Consider the following 24,037-nt stretch of genomic DNA (forward strand, 5'->3'; position numbering starts at 1 on the left):
AGCTGAGCTAATCACCCCCGCTGTGTGGAGTCGCATTATAGGGAGAGTTGAAAATGAGTCAACGCATTTTCTAAAGAAATTGTTCGTTCGTCGTAAAATTAAGCAAAGCGATCGCAAAACGCTCTATTATGTATGAAATCTAAGCAAAAACAGTAAAGCATGCGCTGGCGGTGGGAACGACGGAGTGGGAGTGATAGAATATTGCCCACTTTTATTTCCAGTATTTGCCGGTTGTCGGCATCTTTATAAACGTAAGGCCATTTCATGAAAATCAAAACTCGCTTCGCGCCTAGCCCGACCGGCTATCTGCACGTCGGCGGTGCTCGTACTGCTCTTTATTCCTGGCTTTTTGCACGTAACCACGACGGTGAGTTTGTGCTGCGTATTGAAGACACCGATCTCGAGCGCTCAACACCGGAAGCCATTGAAGCCATCATGGATGGGATGAACTGGCTGAATCTGGAGTGGGATGAAGGCCCGTACTATCAGACGAAGCGTTTCGATCGCTACAATGCGGTCATTGATGAAATGCTGGAAGCCGGTACCGCCTATAAGTGCTACTGCTCTAAAGAGCGTCTGGAAGCGCTGCGTGAAGAGCAAATGGCGAACGGCGAGAAGCCTCGCTACGACGGCCGCTGCCGCCACGACCACAGTGAACATGCTGCTGATGAGCCTTGCGTTGTTCGTTTCGCTAACCCACAGGAAGGCTCCGTCATCTTTGATGACCAAATCCGTGGGCCGATTGAATTCAGCAACCAGGAGCTGGACGATCTGATTATCCGTCGTACCGATGGTTCTCCAACGTATAACTTCTGTGTTGTGGTTGACGACTGGGATATGGAAATCACCCACGTGATTCGCGGTGAAGACCACATCAACAACACGCCGCGTCAGATCAACATCCTGAAAGCGTTGAATGCGCCGGTGCCGGTTTACGCGCACGTTTCCATGATCAACGGAGACGACGGTAAAAAACTGTCCAAGCGCCATGGTGCGGTCAGCGTGATGCAGTATCGTGACGATGGCTACCTGCCGGAAGCGCTGCTGAACTATCTGGTACGTCTGGGCTGGTCCCATGGCGATCAGGAAATCTTCACTCGTGAAGAGATGATCAAATTCTTCGCGCTGAATGCCGTGAGCAAATCTGCGAGCGCGTTCAATACCGAAAAACTGCAGTGGTTGAACCATCACTACATTAACAACCTGCCAGCAGAGTACGTAGCAACCCATCTGCAGTGGCATATTGAGCAGGAAAATATTGATACTCGTGTAGGGCCACAGCTGTCCGAACTGGTCAAACTGCTGGGTGAACGCTGCAAAACGCTTAAAGAGATGGCGCAAACCTGCCGCTACTTCTATGAAGACTTCGCTGAGTTCGACGCCGACGCGGCGAAAAAACACCTGCGTCCGGTTGCGCGTCAGCCGCTGGAAGTCGTGCGTGATAAAATTGCTGCCATCCCCGAATGGACCGCCGAAAACGTGCATCACGCTATTCAGTCTACCGCTGATGAATTAGAAGTGGGCATGGGTAAAGTCGGTATGCCACTGCGCGTAGCGGTTACCGGGGCGGGGCAGTCGCCAGCGCTGGATGTTACCGTACATGCTATCGGTAAATCCCGCAGCGTTGAACGTATCAATAAAGCCCTGGGCTTTATTGCGGAGCGCGAAAGCCAGCAGTAATTTGCTGATGAAAGAAAAAAGCGGGGAAACCCGCTTTTTTTATGCCTCGTCGCCGTGGCTAAGCCCGAGCCGCGTTAAGAATCCGCTAATTCCTTCCCGGGAAAGTAAAAGCTGCAGCCGCTGCTGTTCAACGGGCGTTAGATTTTGCAGCACGTCGGTTATCTGCCGCCAAACCACCTCAGACTCTTTTGCACTGTAGCTACGAACGGGTTCGTGCATCTGATTCTCATCTTTCAGGTTACGCAGCGCGGGCATATTGGCAAGATAATCGAGTACTGCCGGGGTCATTGCAATAAGTCGGGCCCGCCCACCTTTAATGCCGGGCAGGGGTTCTGTTTGCCAGCCTTGTTCGCGGATCCAGCGATTGATTGTCTGACGGGTCATACCCAGACGGTTGGCCAGTTCTTCAGTGGACATCTTTGCGGGGAGTTTTTTCATAACGAATGCTTAACTACGGATCCCTAAACGTTGCAATAAACCGCTGATGCCTTCCCGCAGCAGCAGTGTGGTGAGCTGCTTTTGTTCGACTTCGGTCATTTCATCGACCAGCGTTAACAACAGCGTATGGAAAGGGGTCTCGGTGCTGCTTGTGGCGTAGGGGGCAGTGGCCTCACAAACGCGCTGAGCGCTATGGATAAACGCCACGACCTGCTCATTAACATGCACTAACCGAGCTTTACCGCCCTGAACTCCGGGACGTGGCGACGTTGTCCAACCCTCTTTACGCACCCATTTATTGATGGTTTGTCGGCTATACCCCGTAAGATGGGCGATCTCCTCCGGCGTCATTCGTTCCTTGAGCATACAATTTCCTGAGTCGCAGTGTGGGAATTACAGGTTCATGTTATAGCATCGTTTTACTGGAAAACGTGACATGCATAACTCCTGTTTGCGAGCGGCGGCGTATTGTTGCGCGTTTGCCTGCTTTTTCAGCGATTAACTTCCTTTGACGTATTTTGCCGTTGACACTGTGCAAGGGAATTCATATTATGCCGCCCGTCAACACGACAGCTTTACGTTGGGGCTATAGCTCAGCTGGGAGAGCGCTTGCATGGCATGCAAGAGGTCAGCGGTTCGATCCCGCTTAGCTCCACCAAATCCTGCTCCCATCAGGTTTGGAACGTAAAAGTACTGTGGGGCTATAGCTCAGCTGGGAGAGCGCTTGCATGGCATGCAAGAGGTCAGCGGTTCGATCCCGCTTAGCTCCACCAAATTATGAAACCCTCGCCGTAAGGCGGGGGTTTTTTGCATTTGCTAACTACGTGAAATAACAGCGAATATAATATAAAATGCGGCCATAGTTCAGTATTTTATAGGCGGCGCTTGCTTCGAATTATTAGTGACAATAATATTTGGACAGTCACTCTACGTACGATAAAGGATATCGGCTGCTACGCATGACTGTTAAATGGAGTACCTCTGTAAGAAAATTCTTCCTCGTTCTGATAATGAGCCTGGTCGCTATTCCTTTTTCTCGTTATATATCCCCAACGACTTTCTATGAAGGCCACTCTGTATATTTAGCCTGGCTTCCGCTTGGGGTGATGATTGCGCTGGTGATGCTGTTTGGGCGGCATGCGGTGCTGCCGCTGATTGTCGGTTTTACAGCGACAAACTACTGGCAGCTAAACCTTTCACCATTTAATTCATTAATATTACTTTTTTGTCAGCTAACGGCTGTTTGTATCTCCAGCCTTATTTTACGTTCTATATTAGGACGCCGCTGGCGACATGGTTTAGCGATTAATAACCTAGGCTTACATGTTTTTTGGTTGGGTTTTGCTGCACCTATTTTGGCAAAGATCATGATGTATATGGTGGGAGAGTTAACAGTTATTCCTCCATCAATGTTCAGTTATTTTAATATAACAACGAAGATTTACACTATTGTAGATATCCAGGGATTAGTTTGCGCTTCGCTGATTTTTACAAAGTTGTTTTATTATCCGTTTAGGATGTGCCTGAATCCCAATTATGCCAGGGCTTTCTGGCGTCGTAATTTTGGTATCTATCGTGATCTGAGATGCCGTTTGAACGTGTGCGCCTGGTTCCTAGGACTGGCCGTTTTGCTGTTTTTCCTCTGCATGCCATTTGATGAGGACTATTTCGCGGGCTACCTTGTCCCTATGATATTCATTTTCTTCTCTTTTGGGATCAGTCAGTTAACCTATCCGGTTGTCATCATGGCGTGGACGATTTCAGCGTTTATGCTAGTGATGAATAACACCAATTTCTTACATGGGATCCAGACGCAGTACTCGCTGTCCTTTGTTTTGTCTTCGCTTATCTCGTTCACGGTCTGTCTGCTGTATATGTTGCAGATTTATCACCGCAGCAAGCGGGTCAGGCAGAAGTGGCAGGAGCAGGCGATGATCGATCCGTTAACGGGACTACCGAATCTGCGTGCGTTAGAGGATTACCTCGAAAAACCGGGCCTTGCGAACGTATGCTGCCTGCATATCGAGAACCTGGATTTTCTTAGCCGCCACTACGGCATGATGATGCGTATCCAGTGCAAGCGGAGTATCACGCAGGTTCTACAACCGGTACTGGGGCCGGATGAGAAAATGTTCCAACTGCCTGGCAATGAGCTGCTTCTGGTGCTTTACGGGCCAGATACTGCTGCGCGTCTGCACCATTTGATTGCATTCCTGCGTAGTCAGGAGATTCGCTGGAATAATTCGCTACTGAATCTGGAATACGGTATTTCATGGGGACGAGTGCGTGCTCAGGATGGCAACCTTTACCATACGCTGGGCCAGCTAAGCTGGCTTGCTGAACAGGCCGGAGAAGGTGGGCAAATCCTCAAACTCGATAATGGACAGGTAGAGGCATTTGATCAGACCAGCGAACAGGTGGTATTGCTCAATCGCATTAAAAATGCGCTCGATGGCGATGGTTTTGTACTTTACGCTCAGCCGATTAGAAAACCCTCTGGTGAGGGGTATTATGAAATTCTCAGTCGACTGGTGGATGCTAACGGCATGGTCACACCGGATAAATTCATCCCTGTATTGACCCAGTTTAACCTCAGCAAGCGCTTCGATATGCAGGTTCTGGAAAAGCTGTTCGGCTCGCTTGAGGCTTTCCCTGGCCAACGTTTTTCCGTCAACCTGATGCCTTATACGCTGATGCAAAAGGAAAGCGCCGCTGAAATCATTGCGCTGTTTCGCCGCTATCGGGTCAATGTTAAACGCATTGTGGTGGAAATCACTGAAGAACAGGCATTTTCCAATTCCGATGTCAGTATTAAAAACCTTAATCGGCTACGTGAATTTGGCTGCCAGATTGCGATTGATGACTTTGGTACCGGCTATGCCAACTACGAGCGCTTAAAGCGCGTTGAGGCCGATATAATTAAGATAGACGGTAGCTTCGTGCGCGATGTGCTGACTGACCCCATGGATGCCATGATTATTCGCTCAATCTGTGAACTGGCTAAGGTGCAGAATCTTGAAGTGGTGGCTGAGTTTGTAGAAACCGAAGCGCAGCAGGCGCTGCTAGTGGAGCTGGGTGTGCATTACATGCAGGGCTATTTGATTGATAAACCCCGACCGCTTTGCGAGATTGGCTACCATACTGAAGCATAAAGAAAAGGGCCTGTAACTGACGTTACAGGCCCTTTTTGACTATCAGGCGTATTACAGAACCAGCGCGGCGATAGAGGCAGACAGCACGCTCACCAGCGTAGAACCGTAAACCAGCTTCAGACCGAAGCGGGAAACCACGTTACCTTGCTCTTCGTTCAGACCTTTAATCGCACCGGCGATAATACCGATAGAAGAGAAGTTAGCGAAGGAAACCAGGAATACGGAGATGATGCCCACAGCGCGTGGAGAGAGCTCAGCAGCCACTTTCTGCAGATCCATCATGGCGACGAATTCGTTAGAAACCAGCTTGGTTGCCATGATGCTACCCACTTGCAGAGCTTCGTTAGCCGGTACACCCATGATCCACGCAACTGGGTAGAAGATGTAGCCCAGAATACCCTGGAAGGAGATGCTGTAGCCGAACCAGCCGGTTACGGTAGCGAACAGGGCGTTCAGCGCAGCGATCAGGGCGATGAAGCCGATCAGCATCGCAGCAACGATAATCGCTACTTTAAAGCCTGCCAGAATGTATTCACCCAGCATTTCAAAGAAGCTCTGTCCTTCGTGCAGGTTAGACATCTGGATGTTTTCTTCGCTCTCATCAACGCGATAAGGGTTGATCAGCGACAGAACGATAAAGGTGCTGAACATGTTCAGAACCAGCGCCGCAACGACGTATTTTGGTTCCAGCATGGTCATGTACGCGCCAACGATAGACATGGAAACGGTAGACATCGCCGTGGCCGCCATGGTGTACATGCGGTTGCGGGACATTTTACCGAGGATATCTTTATAGGCGATGAAGTTTTCAGACTGGCCGAGAATCAGCGAGCTGACGGCGTTGAAAGACTCCAGTTTACCCATGCCGTTGATTTTAGACAGCACGGTACCAATGGCACGAATGATAATTGGCAGGATACGGATATGCTGCAGAATACCAATCAGCGCGGAGATGAAGACGATTGGGCACAGGACTTTCAGGAAGAAGAACGCCAGGCCTTTATCGTTCATACTACCGAAGACGAAGTTGGTCCCTTCGTTGGCAAAACCGAGCAGTTTTTCGAACATCTCGGAGAAGCCTCTTACGAAACCCAGACCAACATCGGAGTTCAGGAAGAACCATGCCAGCAATACTTCGATGACAAGTAGCTGAATAACATAACGAATGCGAATTTGTTTACGGTTGGAACTGACCAGCAAGGCCAGGATCGCAACCACAACGAGCGCGAGAATAAAATGGAAGACGCGGTCCATATTTGCTCCAAACATGAGGCGGGTTAAGTTTTCGTGCACATTCTATGTAACATGGTCAAATAAAACGAGATCTGTCTCTCACTATATTTAGAACCTGTGAGCAAACTCTAAAATAGTGATCTTCGATACATTTTTGTGATGTTAAGTAAATGTATGAAAAGTTTCCACGTTGTACTACTCTGTCATTAAGCGTATACCAAACCTTCCTAACCTCCAGTCTGGCTATCGGTTCCGGCTATCAGAGCAATCATTATCATCCCTCATAAATGAACTTGATAATCATTCTCATTTTGGTAGCATGAAACATAGCAAAGGCTATGTTTTTGAGGCACAGAATGACTAACAGTCGCGTTGAAAATAACACCAGTCGCTCAGCGCGCCGTATGCGGCTAGCGTTGATGGGACCTGCATTTATTGCGGCGATAGGCTATATCGACCCCGGTAATTTTGCGACCAATATTCAGGCCGGGGCCAGCTTTGGCTACCAACTTTTATGGGTGGTGGTTTGGGCGAACCTGATGGCAATGCTGATTCAGGTGCTATCGGCCAAGCTCGGTATTGCGACGGGCAAAAACCTGGCGGAACAGATTCGCGATCACTATCCGCGCCCGCTGGTTTGGTTTTATTGGGTGCAGGCCGAAATCATCGCCATGGCGACCGATCTGGCCGAGTTTATCGGCGCTGCCATAGGTTTTAAGCTCATCCTTGGCGTTTCGTTGCTGCAAGGAGCGGTACTGACCGGGATTGCGACTTTCCTGATCTTGATGCTGCAGCGTCGGGGGCAAAAACCGCTGGAGAAAGTGATTGGTGGTCTGCTGTTGTTCGTGGCGGCAGCCTATATTGTGGAGCTGATTTTTTCCCAGCCCGCTCTGGCACCGCTGGCAAAAGGCATGATCTTACCGTCACTGCCCAACTCTGAAGCGGTGTTCCTTGCTGCTGGCGTGCTGGGGGCAACCATCATGCCGCACGTTATTTATCTGCACTCGTCGCTGACCCAGCATTTGCACGGTGGCAGTGCGAAAGAACGCTATAACGCGACCCGCTGGGATGTGGCGATTGCCATGACCATTGCCGGTTTTGTTAACCTGGCGATGATGGCCACCGCCGCTGCGGCATTCCACGCGCACGGTCATACTGGGATTGCCGATCTGGATCAGGCGTATTTGACTCTGGAACCGCTGCTCAGCCATGCTGCGGCTACCATCTTTGGGCTCAGTCTGATTGCCGCGGGACTTTCTTCAACGGTGGTGGGTACGCTGGCCGGCCAGGTGGTGATGCAGGGTTTTATCCGCTTCCATATTCCACTGTGGTTCCGCCGCGTGGTGACAATGCTGCCGTCGTTTGTGGTCATTTTGATGGGACTCGACCCGACGCGAATTCTGGTAATGAGCCAGGTGCTGCTGAGCTTTGGTATCGCATTGGCGCTGGTGCCGCTGCTGATTTTTACCAGCGACAGCAAACTGATGGGTGAGCTGGTGAATTCGTTATGGGTTAAACGCATCGGCTGGGCCATCGTGGCCATTGTGGTGGCGTTAAATGGCTGGCTGCTGGTGGGCACGCTGCTGGATTTATAGCAGATTAGCCGTGGCTTGCAGCGTGTCACGGTAACTCTTATGTTTTTGCGTTGATGTTCGCCGAATTTAATCCGTCTGCGAACATCGATGAATTAAATGTGATCAACCCATGGCCGAAGGCCGTAACCTTGAGTCGAGATCTCTGAACGATAAGATCCCGGCAGGATTTGGCACTAAAAAAAGAGCCCGTAGGCTCTTTTTTTAGTGATGTCCATGCCCGTGGCCGTGGCCTCGTCCTGGCCCACGTCCAGGACCTCGGTGATCTCGACGATCGCCCCAGCCATCACGGTAGCCGCGTTCATAAGCGTTATGCTTATCCCAGCCACGGTGCCAGCCATTATCGTGGCGGTACCAGTGTTTGTGCCAGTAATCACGGTCGCGCCAGCGGCCGCCGTCCCAGTAATTGCCGTAATTATCGCGATCGCCAATTTGTAGTTTTACGGATGGCAACAGGGTGATTTCACCAGCATTCGCGAACATCGGGGCCGATGCCAACAACACCGCCGCCAGAATCAGTGACCTGAACATACTTCTCTCCTATACGATCGTGGTCAGTAAGACCTGTTAACGCAATATTACAATTCGGTAAAAGGCCGGATTATTGGGTTAACTCTTAAACCGCCAGGAGAGAGCATTTTTTGTCAAAGTCGCTGTTATTTTGTGCAGGCTAAAATATCATCAATTTCAGCGCATTCCTGCGGGCTGAAATGTCGATTTGCCAGCATACCGACCGCATCATCAAGCTGCGCCACTTTACTTGCGCCAATCAGTACCGACGTGACCGCCTGCTGGCGTAGCACCCATGCCAACGCCATTTGCGACAGCTTCTGTCCACGATTTTCTGCCAGGGCATTGAGTTGGCGAACAGCGTTAATTCTGCCATCGGTCAACTGCTCTGGTTTCAGGAAAATGCTATTGCTGGCCGCGCGGGAGTCTGCCGGAATTCCGTGCAGGTAACGGTCCGTCAACTGGCCGCCCGCTAGCGGTGAAAAGGCAATGCAGCCCACGCCTTCCTGCTGTAGGACATCCAGCAGACCGTTTTCAGCGCTACGCTCGAGCATGGAGTATTTTGGCTGGTGGATGAGGCAGGGCGTTCCGAGATCGTTAAGAATGCCGATGGCCTGCCGGGCGAGTTCTGCCGGATAGTTGGAAAGCCCAACGTACAGTGCTTTACCCTGGCGGACGATATGGTCCAGTGCGCGCATGGTTTCCAGCAGCGGAGTTTCCGGGTCCGGACGATGATGATAAAAAATATCAACGTACTCTAATCCCATACGCTTCAGGCTTTGATCGAGGCTTGAAATCAGGTATTTACGAGATCCCCAATCACCGTATGGGCCATCCCACATGGTATAGCCAGCTTTGCTGGAGATAATCAACTCGTCGCGATAGGGCAGAAAATCTTCCCGCAGAATACGGCCGAAGTTGCTTTCCGCCGATCCTGGAGGCGGACCATAGTTATTCGCCAGATCAAAATGAGTGATACCGAGATCGAATGCATGACGCAGCAGTTGACGGCTATTTTCGACGTGCGTCTCGTCGCCAAAATTGTGCCAAAGCCCTAGCGAAACGGCAGGAAGCTTGAGGCCGCTGTTGCCGCAGCGTTGATACGTCATGTTTTCATAACGCGTTGGGCTTGCCTGGTAAACCATGGTGTCCTCCAGAATATCCACGTGTGTATACGTTTACACTAACGAATGTCCATCGGCTCGTACACTCCTGAAATCTGTAAATTTTGCTTTCCAGCGGACTTTTTTGCCAAATGTGGACAGCCTTAACACTTCTTCAATACTCAAAGAAACGTACCCAAGGGGGAAGTGCATCATGATGAACGCGCCGTATACCGTTGCTGATTATCTACTTGACCGCCTGGCTGACTGTAGCGCTGAACACCTGTTTGGGGTGCCGGGCGATTACAACCTCCAGTTTCTCGATCACGTGATTGCACATCGCACCGTTCGTTGGGTGGGGTGTGCTAACGAACTGAACGCAGCCTATGCAGCGGATGGTTATGCCCGAATGCAGGGCTTCGGTGCGCTCCTGACGACCTATGGCGTGGGAGAACTCAGCGCTCTGAATGGTGTGGCAGGCAGCTTTGCTGAGCATGTGCCGGTACTGCATATCGTCGGCGCACCCTGTACCGCAGCCCAGCAGCGACGTGAGTGTTTACACCATACCTTGGGAGACGGAAACTTTGACCACTTTCGCCAGATGAGTGCGCCTATTTCAGTGGCTCAGGGGGTATTAAATTCGCGCAACGCATGCGCTGAAATTGATAGGGTTCTCAGTGAGATTACGCGGCGTAAACGTCCTGGATATCTCCTGTTGCCAGCCGATGTCGCCGCGCTGCCCGTCACACGCCCTGAAAGCGTTCTCACCACACAGCCCGCCGCAAAAGACAACCCGCAGTTGAACAGCTTTATTCAGCAAGCCAGGGAACAGCTGCAACCTTGTCAACGTGTTTCACTGCTTGCGGACGTCCTCGCGCTGCGCTTTGGGCAGCAGCCAGTACTGAATCAGTGGATGCGCGAGGTGCCCATTCCTCATGCCACACTTCTGATGGGGAAAGGGCTTTTTAACGAGCAACAGCCCGGCTTTGCTGGAACCTACAGCGGAGGTGCCAGCCAGCCTGCGACCCGCGAAGCAATTGAGAACGCTGAAGCCATTATCTGCATTGGCACCTGCTTTACCGATACCATTACGGCTGGCTTCACTCATCGTATTGCGACAAAAAATTCCATTGAAATTCAGCCGTTTGCCGCTCGAGTCGGCGAGCGCTGGTTTAGCGGAATTGATATGCAGGATGCAGTGAATGCGTTAATCACGCTCAGCCATGAGTTTTCTTCTCAATGGCAGACCTATCGCCGGGGGATAAGTACTCCAGCATCGGTCGATAACGGACATCTGACTCAACGCCATTTCTGGCATGCGCTAGAAAAACATCTGCAGCCAAACGACATTGTGTTGGGTGATCAGGGCACGGCCGCCTTTGGCATTGCGGCATTAACGTTGCCACCGGGAGCGAGCCTGATTGTGCAGCCGCTATGGGGCTCAATTGGTTTCACGCTGCCTGCCGCTTTCGGCGCGCAGACTTCACAGCCGGACAGGCGCGTGGTGCTGGTCATTGGCGATGGCGCGGCGCAGCTCACAATTCAGGAGTTGAGCTCTATGCTACGTGATGGGCAGCGGCCGTTAATTTTGCTACTGAATAATGAAGGCTATACGGTTGAGCGGGCGATTCACGGGCCGGAACAGCGCTATAACGACATCAGCCTGTGGAACTGGACTCAGGTTCCACAGGCGCTGAATCTTGATTGTCAGGCCGAGTGCTGGAAAGTCAGCAATGCGTCGCAGCTAAACGATGCGCTGACGCGTGCTGGACGCGGAGATAAGCTGACCCTGCTGGAAGTTATGCTGCCCAAAATGGACATTCCGCCACTGCTTAAAGCCGTCACTCAGGCGCTGGAAGCGCGCAACAGCGGCCATTAATCCTGGCGCTTGCGCCTCACCATCATCGTGGGCTTCCCCGCCAGTAGCAGCCAGGCGGGGAGCATCACGATGCACAGGAGCGGGAGCAGGGTGGTGTCCGGTACGACTACCGCGGCCATAAACAGACTCAGCCAGGCATCACGGGTGACCACCAGAACAAGCCCTAAAATGGCGCAGGAGACGGTAATTGCCGCCGGCACAGCCTCAACATGAGCATGCAGCATCAGCCCTAGTGCCACGGCCACAAACACGGCTGGGAAAATTCGTCCGCCGCGAAAACCACAGGCGGCGGCCACAACCAGCGCGGCCAGTTTCGTGAGCGCGAACAGCATGTAGTCGCCAGCGCCAAAACCTTGCCCGGCAGTCAGCTGTTGCATCTCCTCCAGCCCTTTAAACAACGTGATAGGCCCGCCAATAGTGCCAATGATGCCCAGAACGAATCCCCCGGCGCCGAGAATAATCACCGGACTTTTTAACCGGTGCATTAACGCGTGGAGGTGCGGCAGGCACCATACGGCCACCATGCCGACGGCGATGGCGAAAACAGTAACAATCGCACCGCTGAAAATATCAACGAGTCGCATTCCCTGATAGTGCTCAATAGGCAATGAGAACTGTGGGTGGAAAAACAGACCGGTGGTGAGAGAACCTGCCGCCGCGGCTAGCAGTGGCGCGAAGAGACGATCCCACAGCGGCGCGTCGTTATTGCCGCTGAGCGTCTGGGAAAATATCAGCGCTGCAGCAACCGGCGTGCCAAACAACGCACCGATGGTGCCAGCAGCCGCCAGAATCGTCCAATCAAGTGAGCTGACGCGCGGGAAAAATCGGGCGCCCAGGGTGACGGCGAGTGCGATATTGACCGACATAATAGGGTGTTCCGGGCCGAGGCTTACGCCACCCGCCAGGCCAATAACCAGCGCAATGACCAGCCCTGGAAGGTGTGATGGGGGGACGGCCTCGCCAATGAGCGGTTCGCTTGCCGGGTCCGGGCCTGCATGACCTGGGCTATAGCGAATCACCAGACCCACAGCAATACCGGTCAAGGTAAGGATTGAAATTATCCACCATGGTGAGGTGACATCAGCACCGAACGCCGCAGGCAGGTTGCGCCAGAGTATTTGTTGCAGGACGGCGGCAATCTTCATCACCACTATCAACAGCAGGCTGGATGCGATACCGATAATCACTGCCGGGATAGAGAGCAACAACATGGTTCTGGCTCGCGGATGGAGCATGTTTTTATCCTTTTACTGTATACCTGGGCGACTTTGCCATTATCCACATTTTCGTTCAGTGCAAAGGATGCTGAAACGATACGACCTGCACGTTTTCCCGGCCTCGTACCTGCTAAAAAATGCGCAAAAATGTGACGAAGATCGATAATCCTGGGGCGCTCACGCAAACGTCATTGTTGTTAAAGCGCCTTGAATTTACAGTGTGACAAAGATTTATTCTGACTTTAGCGGAGCCGTAACGGAATGACAAAGTTTGCTTTAGTAGGGGATGTGGGGGGCACCAATGCGCGTCTGGCATTGTGCAATATTGCCAGCGGGGAGATCTCCCAGGCGAAAACCTATTCGGGCCTGGATTATCCCAGTCTGGAAGCGGTTGTTCGCGTCTATCTCGACGAGCATAACGTCTCGGTGGAAGATGGCTGTATCGCCATTGCCTGCCCGATTACCGGCGATTGGGTGGCCATGACCAACCATACCTGGGCGTTCTCGATTGCGGAAATGAAAAAGAACCTCGGTTTCTCGCATCTGGAAATTATCAACGATTTTACCGCGGTATCGATGGCGATACCGATGCTGAAAAAAGAGCATCTGATCCAGTTTGGCGGTAGCGAGCCGGTAGACGGCAAGCCAATTGCCGTTTACGGCGCGGGTACCGGTCTTGGTGTGGCGCATCTGGTTCACGTTGATAAACGCTGGGTAAGCCTGCCGGGTGAAGGCGGACACGTTGACTTTGCGCCAAACAGCGAAGAAGAGGGGATTATCCTCGAAGTGCTGCGTGAAGAGATTGGTCACGTCTCGGCGGAGCGCGTACTCTCAGGCCCGGGGCTGGTGAATTTGTACCGCGCTATCGTCAAAGCCGATAATCGCCTGCCAGAGAACTACAAACCCAAAGACATCACTGAACGTGCGCTGGCGGATACCTGTACCGACTGCCGCCGCGCGCTGTCGCTGTTCTGCGTCATTATGGGCCGTTTTGGCGGCGACCTGGCGTTAACATTGGGGACTTTCGGCGGGGTCTATATTGCCGGCGGGATCGTGCCGCGATTCCTTGAATTCTTTAAAGCATCCGGTTTCCGCGGTGGTTTTGAGGATAAAGGTCGCTTTAGAGACTACGTTCATCCCATCCCGGTATACCTGATTGTTCACGACAATCCAGGCCTGTTGGGCTCAGGCGCGCACTTGCGCCAAACGCTGGGACAGGTACTATAAGCGTTGTTTTCGCTGGCGACGTTCGTCGCCAGCGTCTCTTCTACAAATGCATTATCTGCCGAAATTCTTTCACCTTACTGCGGCTCACCGGCACCTGAAACTCCAAATCGCGCAGGCGCAAGATATAGGTGTTATTGAACCAGGGCTCAATTTCGCGAATTTTATTGAGATTCACGCAGTATGAGCGGTGGCAGCGGAAGAAGTGGCTGGTGGGCAGCTTGCTGCAAAATTCGGTAATGTTCATCGGCATGACGTAGGATTCCCGTCGCGTATAAACAAACGTCATCTTTTCATGTGCTTCAGCGTAGTAGATGTCGTTGATGGGCGTGACGATGATGCGTTCATCTTTAATCAGATTAATGGTGTCATTTTCACGCGTCACACCTGCCGGGCTATTGATGCTGCCCGACTGCTGCTGTTGCCAGGTCGCCTCCAGCTTTTGCAGCATGGCAACAATCCTCGTTTCCTGATATGGCTTGAGAATGTAGTCAAATGCTTCCAGTTCAAAGGCCTCTACTGCATGTTCTTTCCACGCAGTAATAAACACGATGAACGGTTTATGGGCGAACTGACTGATGTTCTGCGCCAGCAGCACGCCATCCAAAGAAGGAATGTTAATGTCGAGGAAGATGGCATCCACTTTGTTGTGCTGCAAAAACTTCAGCACATCCAGGCCGTCGTCAAAAGTCCCGACAATCTCCATTTGGCTATGTTGCTGAATCAGCCAGGTTAGCTCCTGTTGTGCCAGGAATTCATCTTCGACAATGATGACTTTCATGTGTACTCCAGGTTAAGACAGCAGCGTAGTGGCTGTGGTCTGCACCGCCGTGCGCTGGTTAGGAACGTAAAAGGCAATCTCCGTACCCGGATCGAGGCGACGAATATGTAGCCCTTCGCCGTACAATAATGTGACCCGGTGATGTACGTTAAGCAGCCCAATTTTATTCCCCGGCATTTCGTTAGCTTCAACGCGAGCCACCACTTGTGGATCGATGCCCGGCCCGGTATCCCGTACGCTGATCCGCACGCGGTTGCCGGATTCGGTAATGCTGATGGTGACGACGCCTTTGCCTTTACTGCGTTGAATACCGTGGACGATGGCATTCTCGACCAGTGGCTGAATAAGCAGGCTTGGGATGAAGCAGTTCACTTCTTCGTCAATGTCGTAGATAACCGTCAGCTTATCGCCAAAGCGCGCCTGTTCAATGGCGATGTAGTCCTTGATTTGATACAGCTCTTTGCGGATATCAATCTGCTCATCATCTTTTAATTCAATGTTATAGCGCAGATATCGCGACAGATTAAAAATCAGCTGCCGCGCGGTGTCCGGATTCAGGCGAATTGAGGATGAAATTGCGTTGAGCGCGTTAAACAAGAAATGGGGATTGATTTTACTTTGCAGTGCGCGGAGCTCTGCCTTATTTGCCATCTCGCGGAGCTGTTCGGCGCGAGAAACTTCCAGCTGCGTGGAGATAATCTGCGACAGGCCGATAGCCATCTCCTGAAGTGAAGAGGTGATCTGGTGGGCATGGCAGTAATAGATTTTTAGCGTTCCGGTGACCACGCCGGTTTCCGACAGTGGGATTACCAGCATCGAGTGGATTTCCGGCGTACGATAGGCTTCATCATTGTTTTTGATGATGATTTCACCATTATCAATCGCCTGCCTGGTGGTCGGGCTAATCGTATCATCATTGTTGTGGTAGTTATCTTCCCCCACGCCAACGTAGGCCATTACCCGTTCGGTATTGGTAATCGCCACCGCGTCAGCATGAATATCCTGGCGGATGATGTCGCAGATTTGTCGCAACGTATCACTGTTAATCTGGCGGAAGAGTGGCAGCGTTTTGTTGGCGATATCCAGCGCTAGTTTGGCCTGGCGCGCAGCGCTGGCCTCTTTTTCACCTTCTACGCTTTGCACTAGCAGCACGATAAAACCAATACAGACGCTACCAGCGATCATTGGAATCCCAATTTTCGAAACGATATCCATTCCCAGCGGAATATTCGGCGCCCAGACGACGACCAAAATCATGGTCAGCGTTTCACATAGCATGCCGCCGAGAATACCGATTTTCCAGTGCAGTTCTTTCGGGATTTTACGATTGATAAGCCCGGAAAGAATCCCGGCAATAATACTGGTAATAAAGCACGGAACGGCAGTCACGCCGCCAGCGTCGATGAGATAACGGTGGATCCCGGCGATAATCCCTACGATACCGCCGACCCATGGACCGAACAAAATCCCGCCGGACATCACCGCGATAATACGTACGTTTACCAGTGAGCCTTCTACCGGCACGCCGGACCAGGTACTGAAAATAGCGAACATCGAGAAGATGACGGTGACGGCCAAAAGCTCTTTCGGGGTATGGGCCGATTTGTGCAGCAGCTCGCGGAAGAGGCGTATGCGGATTAAGAAAAAGAGGCAAATCAGCATTAATGCAGCTCGATCATAGACAGCGAGCAGCATATTGAATATTTCGTGCATGGAGGCACCGATGGTCTTCAGTAAAATCTTATGATAAGTAACCCGGCGGCAGATGACCAGTAGTACGCGGAATAGGGAAAAACCATAATTTTAAAAGGGGATTGTAAAATAAAGGCATTTAGCAGAATGAAATGGCACATTCGTGCCCGTGTTATTGGGTTTCAGTGAAAACATGTGGATAACAAAGTGTTGTGTTTATGTTTTAATTTTCCGTTTATTACCGTTACGCCGTGATTTATCTTTGTAAAACTTCCTCTTTTTAGCGATATAACTCTTTTTTTCATTGCCTCTCGACAGCACTAATTTATCCAGGTTACTTTCTAGTCATGCCACATCGGTGGCAGCGTCGCTCGAACGGTTCGGGCGCTCACGTTATCCTGAGGAATCTATGGCTGAATCCAGTCCTGAACGTCGTTTTACGCGTATCGATCGCTTACCCCCGTATGTTTTTAACATCACTGCTGAATTAAAGATGGCTGCGCGTCGGCGCGGCGAAGACATTATTGATTTCAGCATGGGTAACCCTGATGGCGCCACGCCGCCGCATATCGTCGAAAAACTCTGTACCGTGGCGCAACGTCCGGATACTCACGGTTATTCCACTTCCCGCGGGATCCCACGCTTACGCCGGGCGATCTCTCGCTGGTATCACGATCGCTACGACGTTGAAATTGATCCTGAAAGCGAAGCGATTGTGACGATTGGCTCGAAAGAGGGGCTCGCGCACCTGATGCTGGCGACGCTCGACCACGGCGATACCGTGCTGGTACCGAATCCCAGTTATCCTATTCATATCTACGGTGCGGTGATTGCCGGTGCCCAGGTTCGTTCGGTGCCGCTGGTGCAAGGCGTCGATTTCTTTAACGAGCTCGAGCGCGCAATCCGTGAAAGCTACCCGAAACCGAAGATGATGATTCTCGGTTTCCCCTCCAACCCAACCGCCCAGTGCGTAGAGCTGGAGTTTTTCGAGAAAGTTGTGGCTTTGGCCAAACGCTATGACGTGCTCGTCGTTCACGATTTGGCCTATGCTGACATCGTTTATGACGGCTGGAAAGCACCGTCGATTATGCAGGTTCCCGGCGCTCGCGATGTGGCGGTGGAGTTTTTCACCCTGTCCAAAAGCTACAATATGGCTGGCTGGCGTATTGGTTTTATGGTGGGCAATAAAACGCTGGTGAATGCGCTGGCGCGAATTAAGAGTTATCACGATTACGGCACCTTTACGCCGCTCCAGGTGGCGGCCATTGCAGCGCTGGAAGGCGATCAGCAGTGTGTGCGCGATATTGCTGAACAGTACAAGCGCCGTCGTGATGTGCTGGTGAAAGGGCTGCATGAAGCGGGATGGATGGTGGAGATGCCGAAAGCCTCGATGTATGTGTGGGCCAAAATCCCCGACAAGTACGCCGCGATGGGCTCGCTGGAGTTTGCTAAAAAGCTGCTGCAGGATGCGAAAGTCTGTGTGTCACCAGGGGTTGGATTTGGCGATTACGGTGATACTCATGTGCGCTTTGCGCTGATTGAGAACCGTGACCGCATCCGCCAGGCGATACGCGGCATTAAATCGATGTTCCGTGCTGACGGCCTGTTACCGTCTGAGCATAAATCAGCAGAATGATTTATCCGTCCAGAAATGCAAACAGGAGCCAAATGGCTCCTGTTTTTTTGTGCATTCTATTCACTAGATCATCAGGGCAAATGTACCGGCAAAAACGATGACCATAAAGGAAAAGCCCATAAAGAAATATTTCACGACTCATCTCTCCGCGCAATTTTTTCTGCGCACTCATGAACGGTAGTACTGCGAGCTGATATCAACCGGAACCTGTTTGTTTTCGGGGCTGGCATCACCTCAGAATTCTGTGCTTTTGTGCTCCAGATGGCGCTAATGTACGCCTAAATATGGAGTGAAACAAGAGGGATTTTTTTATTAATTTTTAGTTACTTACGAGTGTCGTGATTCGGCGACACATTAATTTCATCCGGTAATAAATTTCATTCTGGCGACGCTGATTTTTACGGTTGTTTGCCGGATATCGGTGGCTTTGTAGCGAGCCATGGACAAAAGATTTATTATTCATACCGTTCTCATTTTGCCTCTTCCATATTAAGGGATTCCATGGTTAAAACATCACTACGCCAATTGACGTTAATTGCAGCCGCAGCACTGCCACTGCTCTTCGGCAGCGTATCGCTGCATGCAGAGACCGCGAGCGTAGAACAAAAACTTGCGGCTTTAGAGAAAGCGTCAGGGGGACGACTTGGGGTTGCGTTGATTGATACTGCTGATGATTCGCAAATGCTTTACCGCGCCGATGAGCGCTTTGCCATGTGCAGCACCAGTAAAGTGATGGCTGCTGCTGGGGTGCTTAAGAAAAGCGAAACCGAACATAATCTTTTAAATAAGCGGGTTAAGATTAATAAATCGGATCTGACCAACTACAATCCGATTGCGGAAAAACATGTTGGTGGCTCGATGTCGCTGTCAGAGCTTAGCGCGGCAGCCTTGCAATATAGCGATAATGTGGCCATGAATAAGCTGATTGAACAGCTTGGTGGTCCTGATGGCGTGACTGCCTTTGCCCGACAGGTGGGGGATGAGACATTCCGCCTTGATCGCACTGAACCGACGTTAAACACCGCTATTCCGGGCGATCCTCGTGATACCACGACGCCTCTGGCGATGGCGCAGACCCTGCGCAACCTGACCTTAGGTAAAGCGCTGGGTGATACTCAGCGAGCGCAGCTGGTCACCTGGATGAAGGGCAATACAACGGGCGCGGCGAGTATTCAGGCTGGCCTGCCGGCTTCCTGGGTTGTTGGAGATAAAACCGGCAGCGGTGATTATGGGACGACCAACGATATCGCGGTGATCTGGCCAAAAGATCGCGCCCCACTGGTTTTGGTCACTTATTTCACGCAAACACAGCCCAAGGCTGAAAGTCGTCGCGATGTTTTAGCCTCGGCGGCTAAAATTGTCACCGAAGGTATGTAACGTTGAAAGGGAATGGGGAAACCCATTCCCTTTTTGCTCGAATGGCCCTAAAGGCTAACACCGCGGTCTCCTACCTGGGCGTTCGCATACCAAGCCATCAGTTCGGCAGTGCCCGATTCGCCTTCTGCGGGGGCCCAGTTTGCGTAGTCAACGTCAGCCACGGGTTGATAGCCTCCGTGTTTCACTTCAAAAATGACGCCACCCTTATCCAGCGATAGCACGGCATGCCATGTACCGGCATCCATCTCAAGCACCGTACACGTTTCTCCCAGTATCGCCCGATGAGTGACCGTACCTCGATCGTCAAAGTTCAGCACCACAAAACGCCCGCGTAATGGCAGCAAGAGTTCGAAGGTGTGTGGGTGTCGATGTGGGCGTACATAGGTACCTGGTTCCATGGCAATGGCCAGACGCTGAACCGGATCGCTGAGTTCTGGATGGAAATTACGGTGCGCGCGGAGTCGCGGCGACTGGGCTGCTGTCGCGCTCTGCTGCTGCATATCACTCATGGTAATTTGTTTCATCAAAATTGCCTTGTCGATTAATTAATCAGACGTTACAGGGTTAACGCACGCGTCAGGGTGCCAGAAGCTGAGAAGCAAGTGAAGAATCGGATCTTCTGATTATCAACTATGCTCATTTGTCTGATGCATATTAATACCAATACAATTATATTAGCTGCTTTTTTTTAGCCGAAAAAAATCATTTTCATTAGCCCCATCCGGATAAAAAGTTGCTGCAGGTTATCATCGTTATATTTATTATTACACCTGTGATTAATTTATTAACTGATGTTTTTGTTGTAATTATCTGATTTACATTTGTACTATTCCTGGAAAATTTCACCGGAAGAATTACTTCCGCTCTTTTCCATTGATTTTCCTCATGGTTAAAAAGCACACACAAATTGATTCCTAGGAATATTGTTTTATTTACCCCATTAATACGTCAGGCATTTAAAAGGCGATTGACAATATTTTACCCGAATGAAATTATTAAAATGAAAAAGGGAGGGGACAATGATGTCACGAAATATTGATTGCGGAAGAATCAACTGTATGAGTTGCCCTTCAAACTGTGAAATAAAACCAAACACCTCATTACGTGTTTCATTTTGTCAGGATTATTGTTTTTGCACCTGGCCGAGGGGCAGTGATTATTTTTCATTGGGCGTTATGGAAGGTATTCTTAAACAGACCCACAATAATCTTTATCTTGGCTGTATATTCGTTGATTTCTCAATTAGCTACCTGCGTTTTTTCATGGAGAAAAGATGGATAGACTATCTGGCAGAAACAAAACTAAAAATCGTTATCGTTTGTGATAAGTATCTGAGGCCATTGGCAAACTATTGGTTTAAACATGATAAGGATATCTTTCTTGTTATTTATCCCAACGATAAGGTGGCTATTTCGCGTGATAAACTGAGTAAGCGCGCCATTTATCAGCGCGATGCGTTTATCAGAGGAGAAGCGCTATCTTCACTGGAGTTCGACGTCCTGAGAGCCTTGATTTCAGGGGGGGACTGTAACCAATTAGCTGATTTATTGGCGGTGAATATCAGAAGGATATATTCCGCTAAACGGCGAGCGGAAAAGAAAATGGGGGCGGATATTAATACGCTGTTTCGATTTTCACATGCCATTTAATTATCTATAAAATTTCAATTTATAACTTTATTTTGATGCCCAATGGCATTGCACACCCTTAAATCATATTCAGATGCCTTATGAACGCTGTGGCGATGAATTAGTGAAATTTCAGGGTTTCCATATTTTATTAATTAACTCTCAGTTGCATTCGAGTTTTTTCCTGAATGGTTGAGTTTTTCGTTATGATCTTTAAGGATGAGGTGGAAAATGAAAGATAAATATGAATATATAGATAGTAGAGCTGTTTTTAAAAGAACGATTCTCAGCACGGTTGTCGCGCTGATTGTCGTCGGAACCTCTGTTCCACCTGCTTATGCTGACGGGACGTTGGACTATGATAATGTTCTTTACTATTACAATGGTGTCCCATTAAGCAGTTACGATCAGGTGAATGTCACGACTACTGCAAGTGGAGGAACATCACCGCTGGCGGGTTTTGGTGTTTATCTTCATACCAATGGGATGAATAGTCCTGTATTAAATGATATTACGATTAAAACCAGTGGTTCAGCAGCCGATGCGATTAGGGGCAATAGCGAAGCGGTATACTTTAAAGCCAAAAATTTAACGATCGAAGCAACGGGCTCCTCGGCAGATGGAATAAACGTCGCCTCTGATTTTAACAATAATTATGACTCGCTAGTTTATGTAAGCGAATCTGCGAATATCTCCGTTAAGGATGGTGTAGGCGTTCGGGCTAACAATTTCCAGAATGCTGGGGCAAACAGCATAATTGTATTGGCGGGAAGTAGTGTGATTCGGGTCACCGGTACAGGGAACGCATCCAATACGTCTGATAGTAAAGGGTACGCTGTCTACGCCGGAAACCGGAATACCGACACCAATGGCCTTGGGTTTATGGATATTCTTTCTGGAAAAAATAATAATACTCTTGGTAATTCCTACGTGTTTATCGGCGCTGATTCAGAAATATCCACGGCCAGCAAAACGGGCCATGCCGTGTATGCGAACAAAGGAGGGTTTATCCAGCTCGGTGATGGGGCAGATATTTCTACGACCGGTGATAATGCACTGGCGATTTACGCGGCAACTGAACAGCAGGGTACCTATACCGATAATGTTCGCCCTGGAAGCGTGTATCTGGCCGGTGGTGCAAAACTAAGAGCCGCTAAGAGTGCTGATGTTATCCAGGCCAACGGTGTGGGATCCATTATTGCCAGTAAGTACCTTTCTGTTCCTGAAATATCAGACAGTCACCAGCGAACGGATAGGCTTGATATTGACAAAACGGCTTTGACTGATAGCTCCGGTGTATTTGATATTGAAGGAAATATTAACGCTATTAATGGTGGAACGATTGCATTAAATATGTCCAATACGTCCCACTTTGTGGGATCTTCCAGCGTTGATGCAGCGTCCACCGTAAATCTGAACATTGATGGCAGAGATAGCCTGTGGACGATGACCAGGGATTCAACTCTCACCAACCTGACGTTAAATAACGCCACGTTGTCGTATCAAAGCCCTGAAAATGATTCTCCATTGACACCGAAAACACTGACCGTAAACGGTAACTACGACGGTAATGGCGGCACGCTGAGGCTCAATACCGTACTTGGCGACGATAATTCGTTAACCGATAAGCTGATCGTTCAGGGGAATACTTCCGGAACAACCAATGTCGCCGTCAATAATGTAGGCGGCAGCGGCGATAAAACCATTAACGGAATTGAAGTGGTCCATGTTGAGGGGCTCTCTGACGGCAACTTTGTAAAATCTGGGCGTATTGTCGCCGGCAGCTATGAATATGATCTGCGACGCGGGGAAGGGGCATTAACCAACAACTGGTATCTGATGAACGCGGCAGCGAAGCCAACTGAACCGGATCCAGACCCAGTACCTGTGCCTGAACAGCCGACACTCCGCCCGGAAAGCGGTTCTTATCTTGCCAACCTTGCAGCGGCCAACACGATGTTTAACACTCGTCTGCATGACCGTTTAGGCGATACGCAGTATACCGATCTCCTGACCGGTGAAAAGAAGGTGACCAGTCTGTGGATGCGAAATGTTGGCGGCCATACACGCTTTAAAGATTCCAGTGGTCAGCTCAGTACCCAAAGCAATCGCTATGTTCTGCAACTGGGGGGAGATATTGCCCAATGGAGTACCGATGGCCTGGATCGTTGGCACTTGGGGCTGATGGCAGGGTATGGCAATAGCCAAAGCAATACCCGTTCCGATGTCAGCCGTTATCATTCTCGTGGGCAGGTAACCGGCTACAGCGCTGGGCTTTATGCGACCTGGTATGCGAACGATGAGGAGAAGACGGGGAGCTATCTGGATAGCTGGGTTCTGTACAACTGGTTTAATAACAAAGTGTACGGCGAGAAATTGGCGACGGAAAAATATGATTCCGACGGGATTACTGCTTCCGTTGAGGGGGGATACAGCTTCCTGATGGCGCAGCGGGAAGATGGGCGGTCGACATACTGGCTCCAACCTAAAGCGCAGTTGACCTGGATGGATGTGCAGGCCGATACGCATACTGAAGCGAACGGTACGCGGGTGAAGAGCAAAAATGACGGTAACCTGCAAACGCGGTTGGGACTGAAAGCCTTTATTAAAGGGCATAACGCCATTGACGACGGGAAGGCGCGCGAGTTTCAGCCATTTGTCGAAGCCAACTGGATTTACAACACGCAGTCCTATGGCGTGACGATGAACGGCGTTTCTAACTACCAGGCCGGGACGCGCAATATTGGTGAGCTGAAAGCGGGCGTTGAGGGCCAGTTGGGTAAAAACCTTCATCTGTGGGGGAACGTGGCTCAGCAGGTGGGTGATAAAGGCTATAGCGATACGCAGGGCATGTTAGGTATTAAATACGCTTTCTAAGGTGCTAGCACCTGTCTC

Annotated in this window: 20 protein-coding genes and 2 tRNA genes; 12 read left to right on the forward strand and 10 right to left on the reverse strand. The window is 50.5% G+C overall.

What is annotated here, in order from left to right; genetic code table 11:
- The first annotated feature begins 264 nt into the window (after positions 1–264).
- On the forward strand, positions 265–1,680 hold the full coding sequence (gltX, locus tag KP80_RS21755; RefSeq protein ID WP_052285727.1) for a glutamate--tRNA ligase: 1,416 nt from the start codon (positions 265–267) through the stop codon (positions 1,678–1,680).
- A gap of 39 nt (positions 1,681–1,719) precedes the next feature.
- Here the strand turns inward: gltX and KP80_RS21760 are convergent, their stop codons facing one another.
- Complete coding sequence (locus KP80_RS21760; RefSeq protein WP_052285728.1) at positions 1,720–2,118, reverse strand: YfeC-like transcriptional regulator; 399 nt, start codon at positions 2,116–2,118, stop codon at positions 1,720–1,722.
- Between the two features lie 9 nt (positions 2,119–2,127).
- Positions 2,128–2,484, reverse strand: a complete 357-nt coding sequence (locus KP80_RS21765; RefSeq protein ID WP_052285729.1) for a YfeC-like transcriptional regulator — start codon at positions 2,482–2,484, stop codon at positions 2,128–2,130.
- A 216-nt stretch (positions 2,485–2,700) separates the two neighbouring features.
- Here KP80_RS21765 and KP80_RS21770 point away from each other — a divergent pair.
- The 3 genes from KP80_RS21770 to KP80_RS21780 all read left to right on the forward strand — a co-directional run bounded on the left by KP80_RS21770 (position 2,701) and on the right by KP80_RS21780 (position 5,270).
- Positions 2,701–2,776 (forward strand) — tRNA-Ala (locus KP80_RS21770).
- A gap of 39 nt (positions 2,777–2,815) precedes the next feature.
- Positions 2,816–2,891 (forward strand) — tRNA-Ala (locus KP80_RS21775).
- Between the two features lie 186 nt (positions 2,892–3,077).
- The gene (locus tag KP80_RS21780) at positions 3,078–5,270 is read left to right on the forward strand and encodes an EAL domain-containing protein (protein WP_052285730.1); all 2,193 of its coding nucleotides are present in this window, start codon (positions 3,078–3,080) and stop codon (positions 5,268–5,270) included.
- A 51-nt stretch (positions 5,271–5,321) separates the two neighbouring features.
- Here the strand turns inward: KP80_RS21780 and nupC are convergent, their stop codons facing one another.
- Complete coding sequence (gene nupC, locus KP80_RS21785; protein ID WP_052285731.1) at positions 5,322–6,524, reverse strand: nucleoside permease NupC; 1,203 nt, start codon at positions 6,522–6,524, stop codon at positions 5,322–5,324.
- Between the two features lie 298 nt (positions 6,525–6,822).
- On the opposite strand from nupC, the gene KP80_RS23485 reads away from it, so the two are divergent.
- Positions 6,823–6,867 carry a hypothetical protein gene (locus tag KP80_RS23485; RefSeq protein WP_419772967.1) on the forward strand — a complete coding sequence of 15 codons (45 nt, stop codon included), beginning with the start codon at positions 6,823–6,825 and terminating at the stop codon, positions 6,865–6,867.
- A complete protein-coding gene (locus tag KP80_RS21790; protein ID WP_052285732.1) occupies positions 6,860–8,098 on the forward strand; it encodes an Nramp family divalent metal transporter in 1,239 nt (412 codons plus the stop codon). The genes KP80_RS23485 and KP80_RS21790 overlap by 8 nt, the downstream gene beginning before the upstream one ends.
- 201 nt (positions 8,099–8,299) lie before the next feature.
- Here the strand turns inward: KP80_RS21790 and KP80_RS21795 are convergent, their stop codons facing one another.
- Positions 8,300–8,626 (reverse strand): DUF2502 domain-containing protein, encoded by a 327-nt coding sequence (locus tag KP80_RS21795; protein WP_072129198.1) that lies wholly within the window; start codon positions 8,624–8,626, stop codon positions 8,300–8,302.
- Positions 8,627–8,751: 125 nt separating this feature from the next.
- Positions 8,752–9,750, reverse strand: coding sequence for an L-glyceraldehyde 3-phosphate reductase (gene mgrA / locus KP80_RS21800; RefSeq protein ID WP_052285734.1), 999 nt, complete (start codon positions 9,748–9,750; stop codon positions 8,752–8,754).
- Between the two features lie 175 nt (positions 9,751–9,925).
- On the opposite strand from mgrA, the gene KP80_RS21805 reads away from it, so the two are divergent.
- The gene (locus tag KP80_RS21805) at positions 9,926–11,587 is read left to right on the forward strand and encodes an alpha-keto acid decarboxylase family protein (RefSeq protein WP_052285744.1); all 1,662 of its coding nucleotides are present in this window, start codon (positions 9,926–9,928) and stop codon (positions 11,585–11,587) included.
- On the opposite strand, the gene KP80_RS21810 is transcribed toward KP80_RS21805, so the two are convergent.
- Positions 11,584–12,822: an ion channel protein gene (locus tag KP80_RS21810; protein WP_052285735.1), complete on the reverse strand. Its 1,239-nt coding sequence runs from the start codon at positions 12,820–12,822 to the stop codon at positions 11,584–11,586. The genes KP80_RS21805 and KP80_RS21810 overlap by 4 nt on opposite strands.
- A 243-nt stretch (positions 12,823–13,065) precedes the next feature.
- Between KP80_RS21810 and glk the strand changes: the two genes are divergently transcribed.
- Positions 13,066–14,031 carry a glucokinase gene (gene glk / locus KP80_RS21815; RefSeq protein ID WP_052285736.1) on the forward strand — a complete coding sequence of 322 codons (966 nt, stop codon included), beginning with the start codon at positions 13,066–13,068 and terminating at the stop codon, positions 14,029–14,031.
- A 40-nt stretch (positions 14,032–14,071) separates the two neighbouring features.
- Here the strand turns inward: glk and KP80_RS21820 are convergent, their stop codons facing one another.
- Both KP80_RS21820 and KP80_RS21825 read right to left on the reverse strand, forming a co-directional pair.
- On the reverse strand, positions 14,072–14,809 hold the full coding sequence (locus tag KP80_RS21820) for a LytR/AlgR family response regulator transcription factor (protein ID WP_052285737.1): 738 nt from the start codon (positions 14,807–14,809) through the stop codon (positions 14,072–14,074).
- A gap of 12 nt (positions 14,810–14,821) precedes the next feature.
- Entirely contained in the window at positions 14,822–16,522 is a 1,701-nt protein-coding gene (locus KP80_RS21825) for a sensor histidine kinase (protein ID WP_072129199.1), read from the reverse strand.
- 388 nt (positions 16,523–16,910) lie between these two features.
- Here KP80_RS21825 and alaC point away from each other — a divergent pair, with 388 nt between their 5' ends.
- Positions 16,911–18,137: an alanine transaminase gene (gene alaC, locus KP80_RS21830; protein WP_052285739.1), complete on the forward strand. Its 1,227-nt coding sequence runs from the start codon at positions 16,911–16,913 to the stop codon at positions 18,135–18,137.
- Positions 18,138–18,200: 63 nt separating this feature from the next.
- Here alaC and ypdK read toward each other — a convergent pair whose 3' ends face one another.
- A complete protein-coding gene (gene ypdK, locus KP80_RS23195) occupies positions 18,201–18,272 on the reverse strand; it encodes a membrane protein YpdK (RefSeq protein WP_112204148.1) in 72 nt (23 codons plus the stop codon).
- A gap of 366 nt (positions 18,273–18,638) precedes the next feature.
- Between ypdK and blaCTX-M the strand changes: the two genes are divergently transcribed.
- Positions 18,639–19,514, forward strand: a complete 876-nt coding sequence (gene blaCTX-M / locus KP80_RS21835; RefSeq protein WP_052285740.1) for a CTX-M family extended-spectrum class A beta-lactamase — start codon at positions 18,639–18,641, stop codon at positions 19,512–19,514.
- Positions 19,515–19,561: 47 nt separating this feature from the next.
- Here blaCTX-M and KP80_RS21840 read toward each other — a convergent pair whose 3' ends face one another.
- Complete coding sequence (locus KP80_RS21840; RefSeq protein WP_052285741.1) at positions 19,562–20,038, reverse strand: WbuC family cupin fold metalloprotein; 477 nt, start codon at positions 20,036–20,038, stop codon at positions 19,562–19,564.
- A gap of 495 nt (positions 20,039–20,533) precedes the next feature.
- Between KP80_RS21840 and KP80_RS21845 the strand changes: the two genes are divergently transcribed.
- Positions 20,534–21,163 carry a helix-turn-helix transcriptional regulator gene (locus tag KP80_RS21845; RefSeq protein WP_156315718.1) on the forward strand — a complete coding sequence of 210 codons (630 nt, stop codon included), beginning with the start codon at positions 20,534–20,536 and terminating at the stop codon, positions 21,161–21,163.
- Between the two features lie 210 nt (positions 21,164–21,373).
- A complete protein-coding gene (locus KP80_RS21850) occupies positions 21,374–24,019 on the forward strand; it encodes an autotransporter outer membrane beta-barrel domain-containing protein (RefSeq protein WP_082221777.1) in 2,646 nt (881 codons plus the stop codon).
- Positions 24,020–24,037: the final 18 nt, after the last annotated feature.

The organism is Kluyvera genomosp. 1 (assembly GCF_001266615.1).
GTDB lineage: Bacteria > Pseudomonadota > Gammaproteobacteria > Enterobacterales > Enterobacteriaceae > Kluyvera > Kluyvera cryocrescens_A.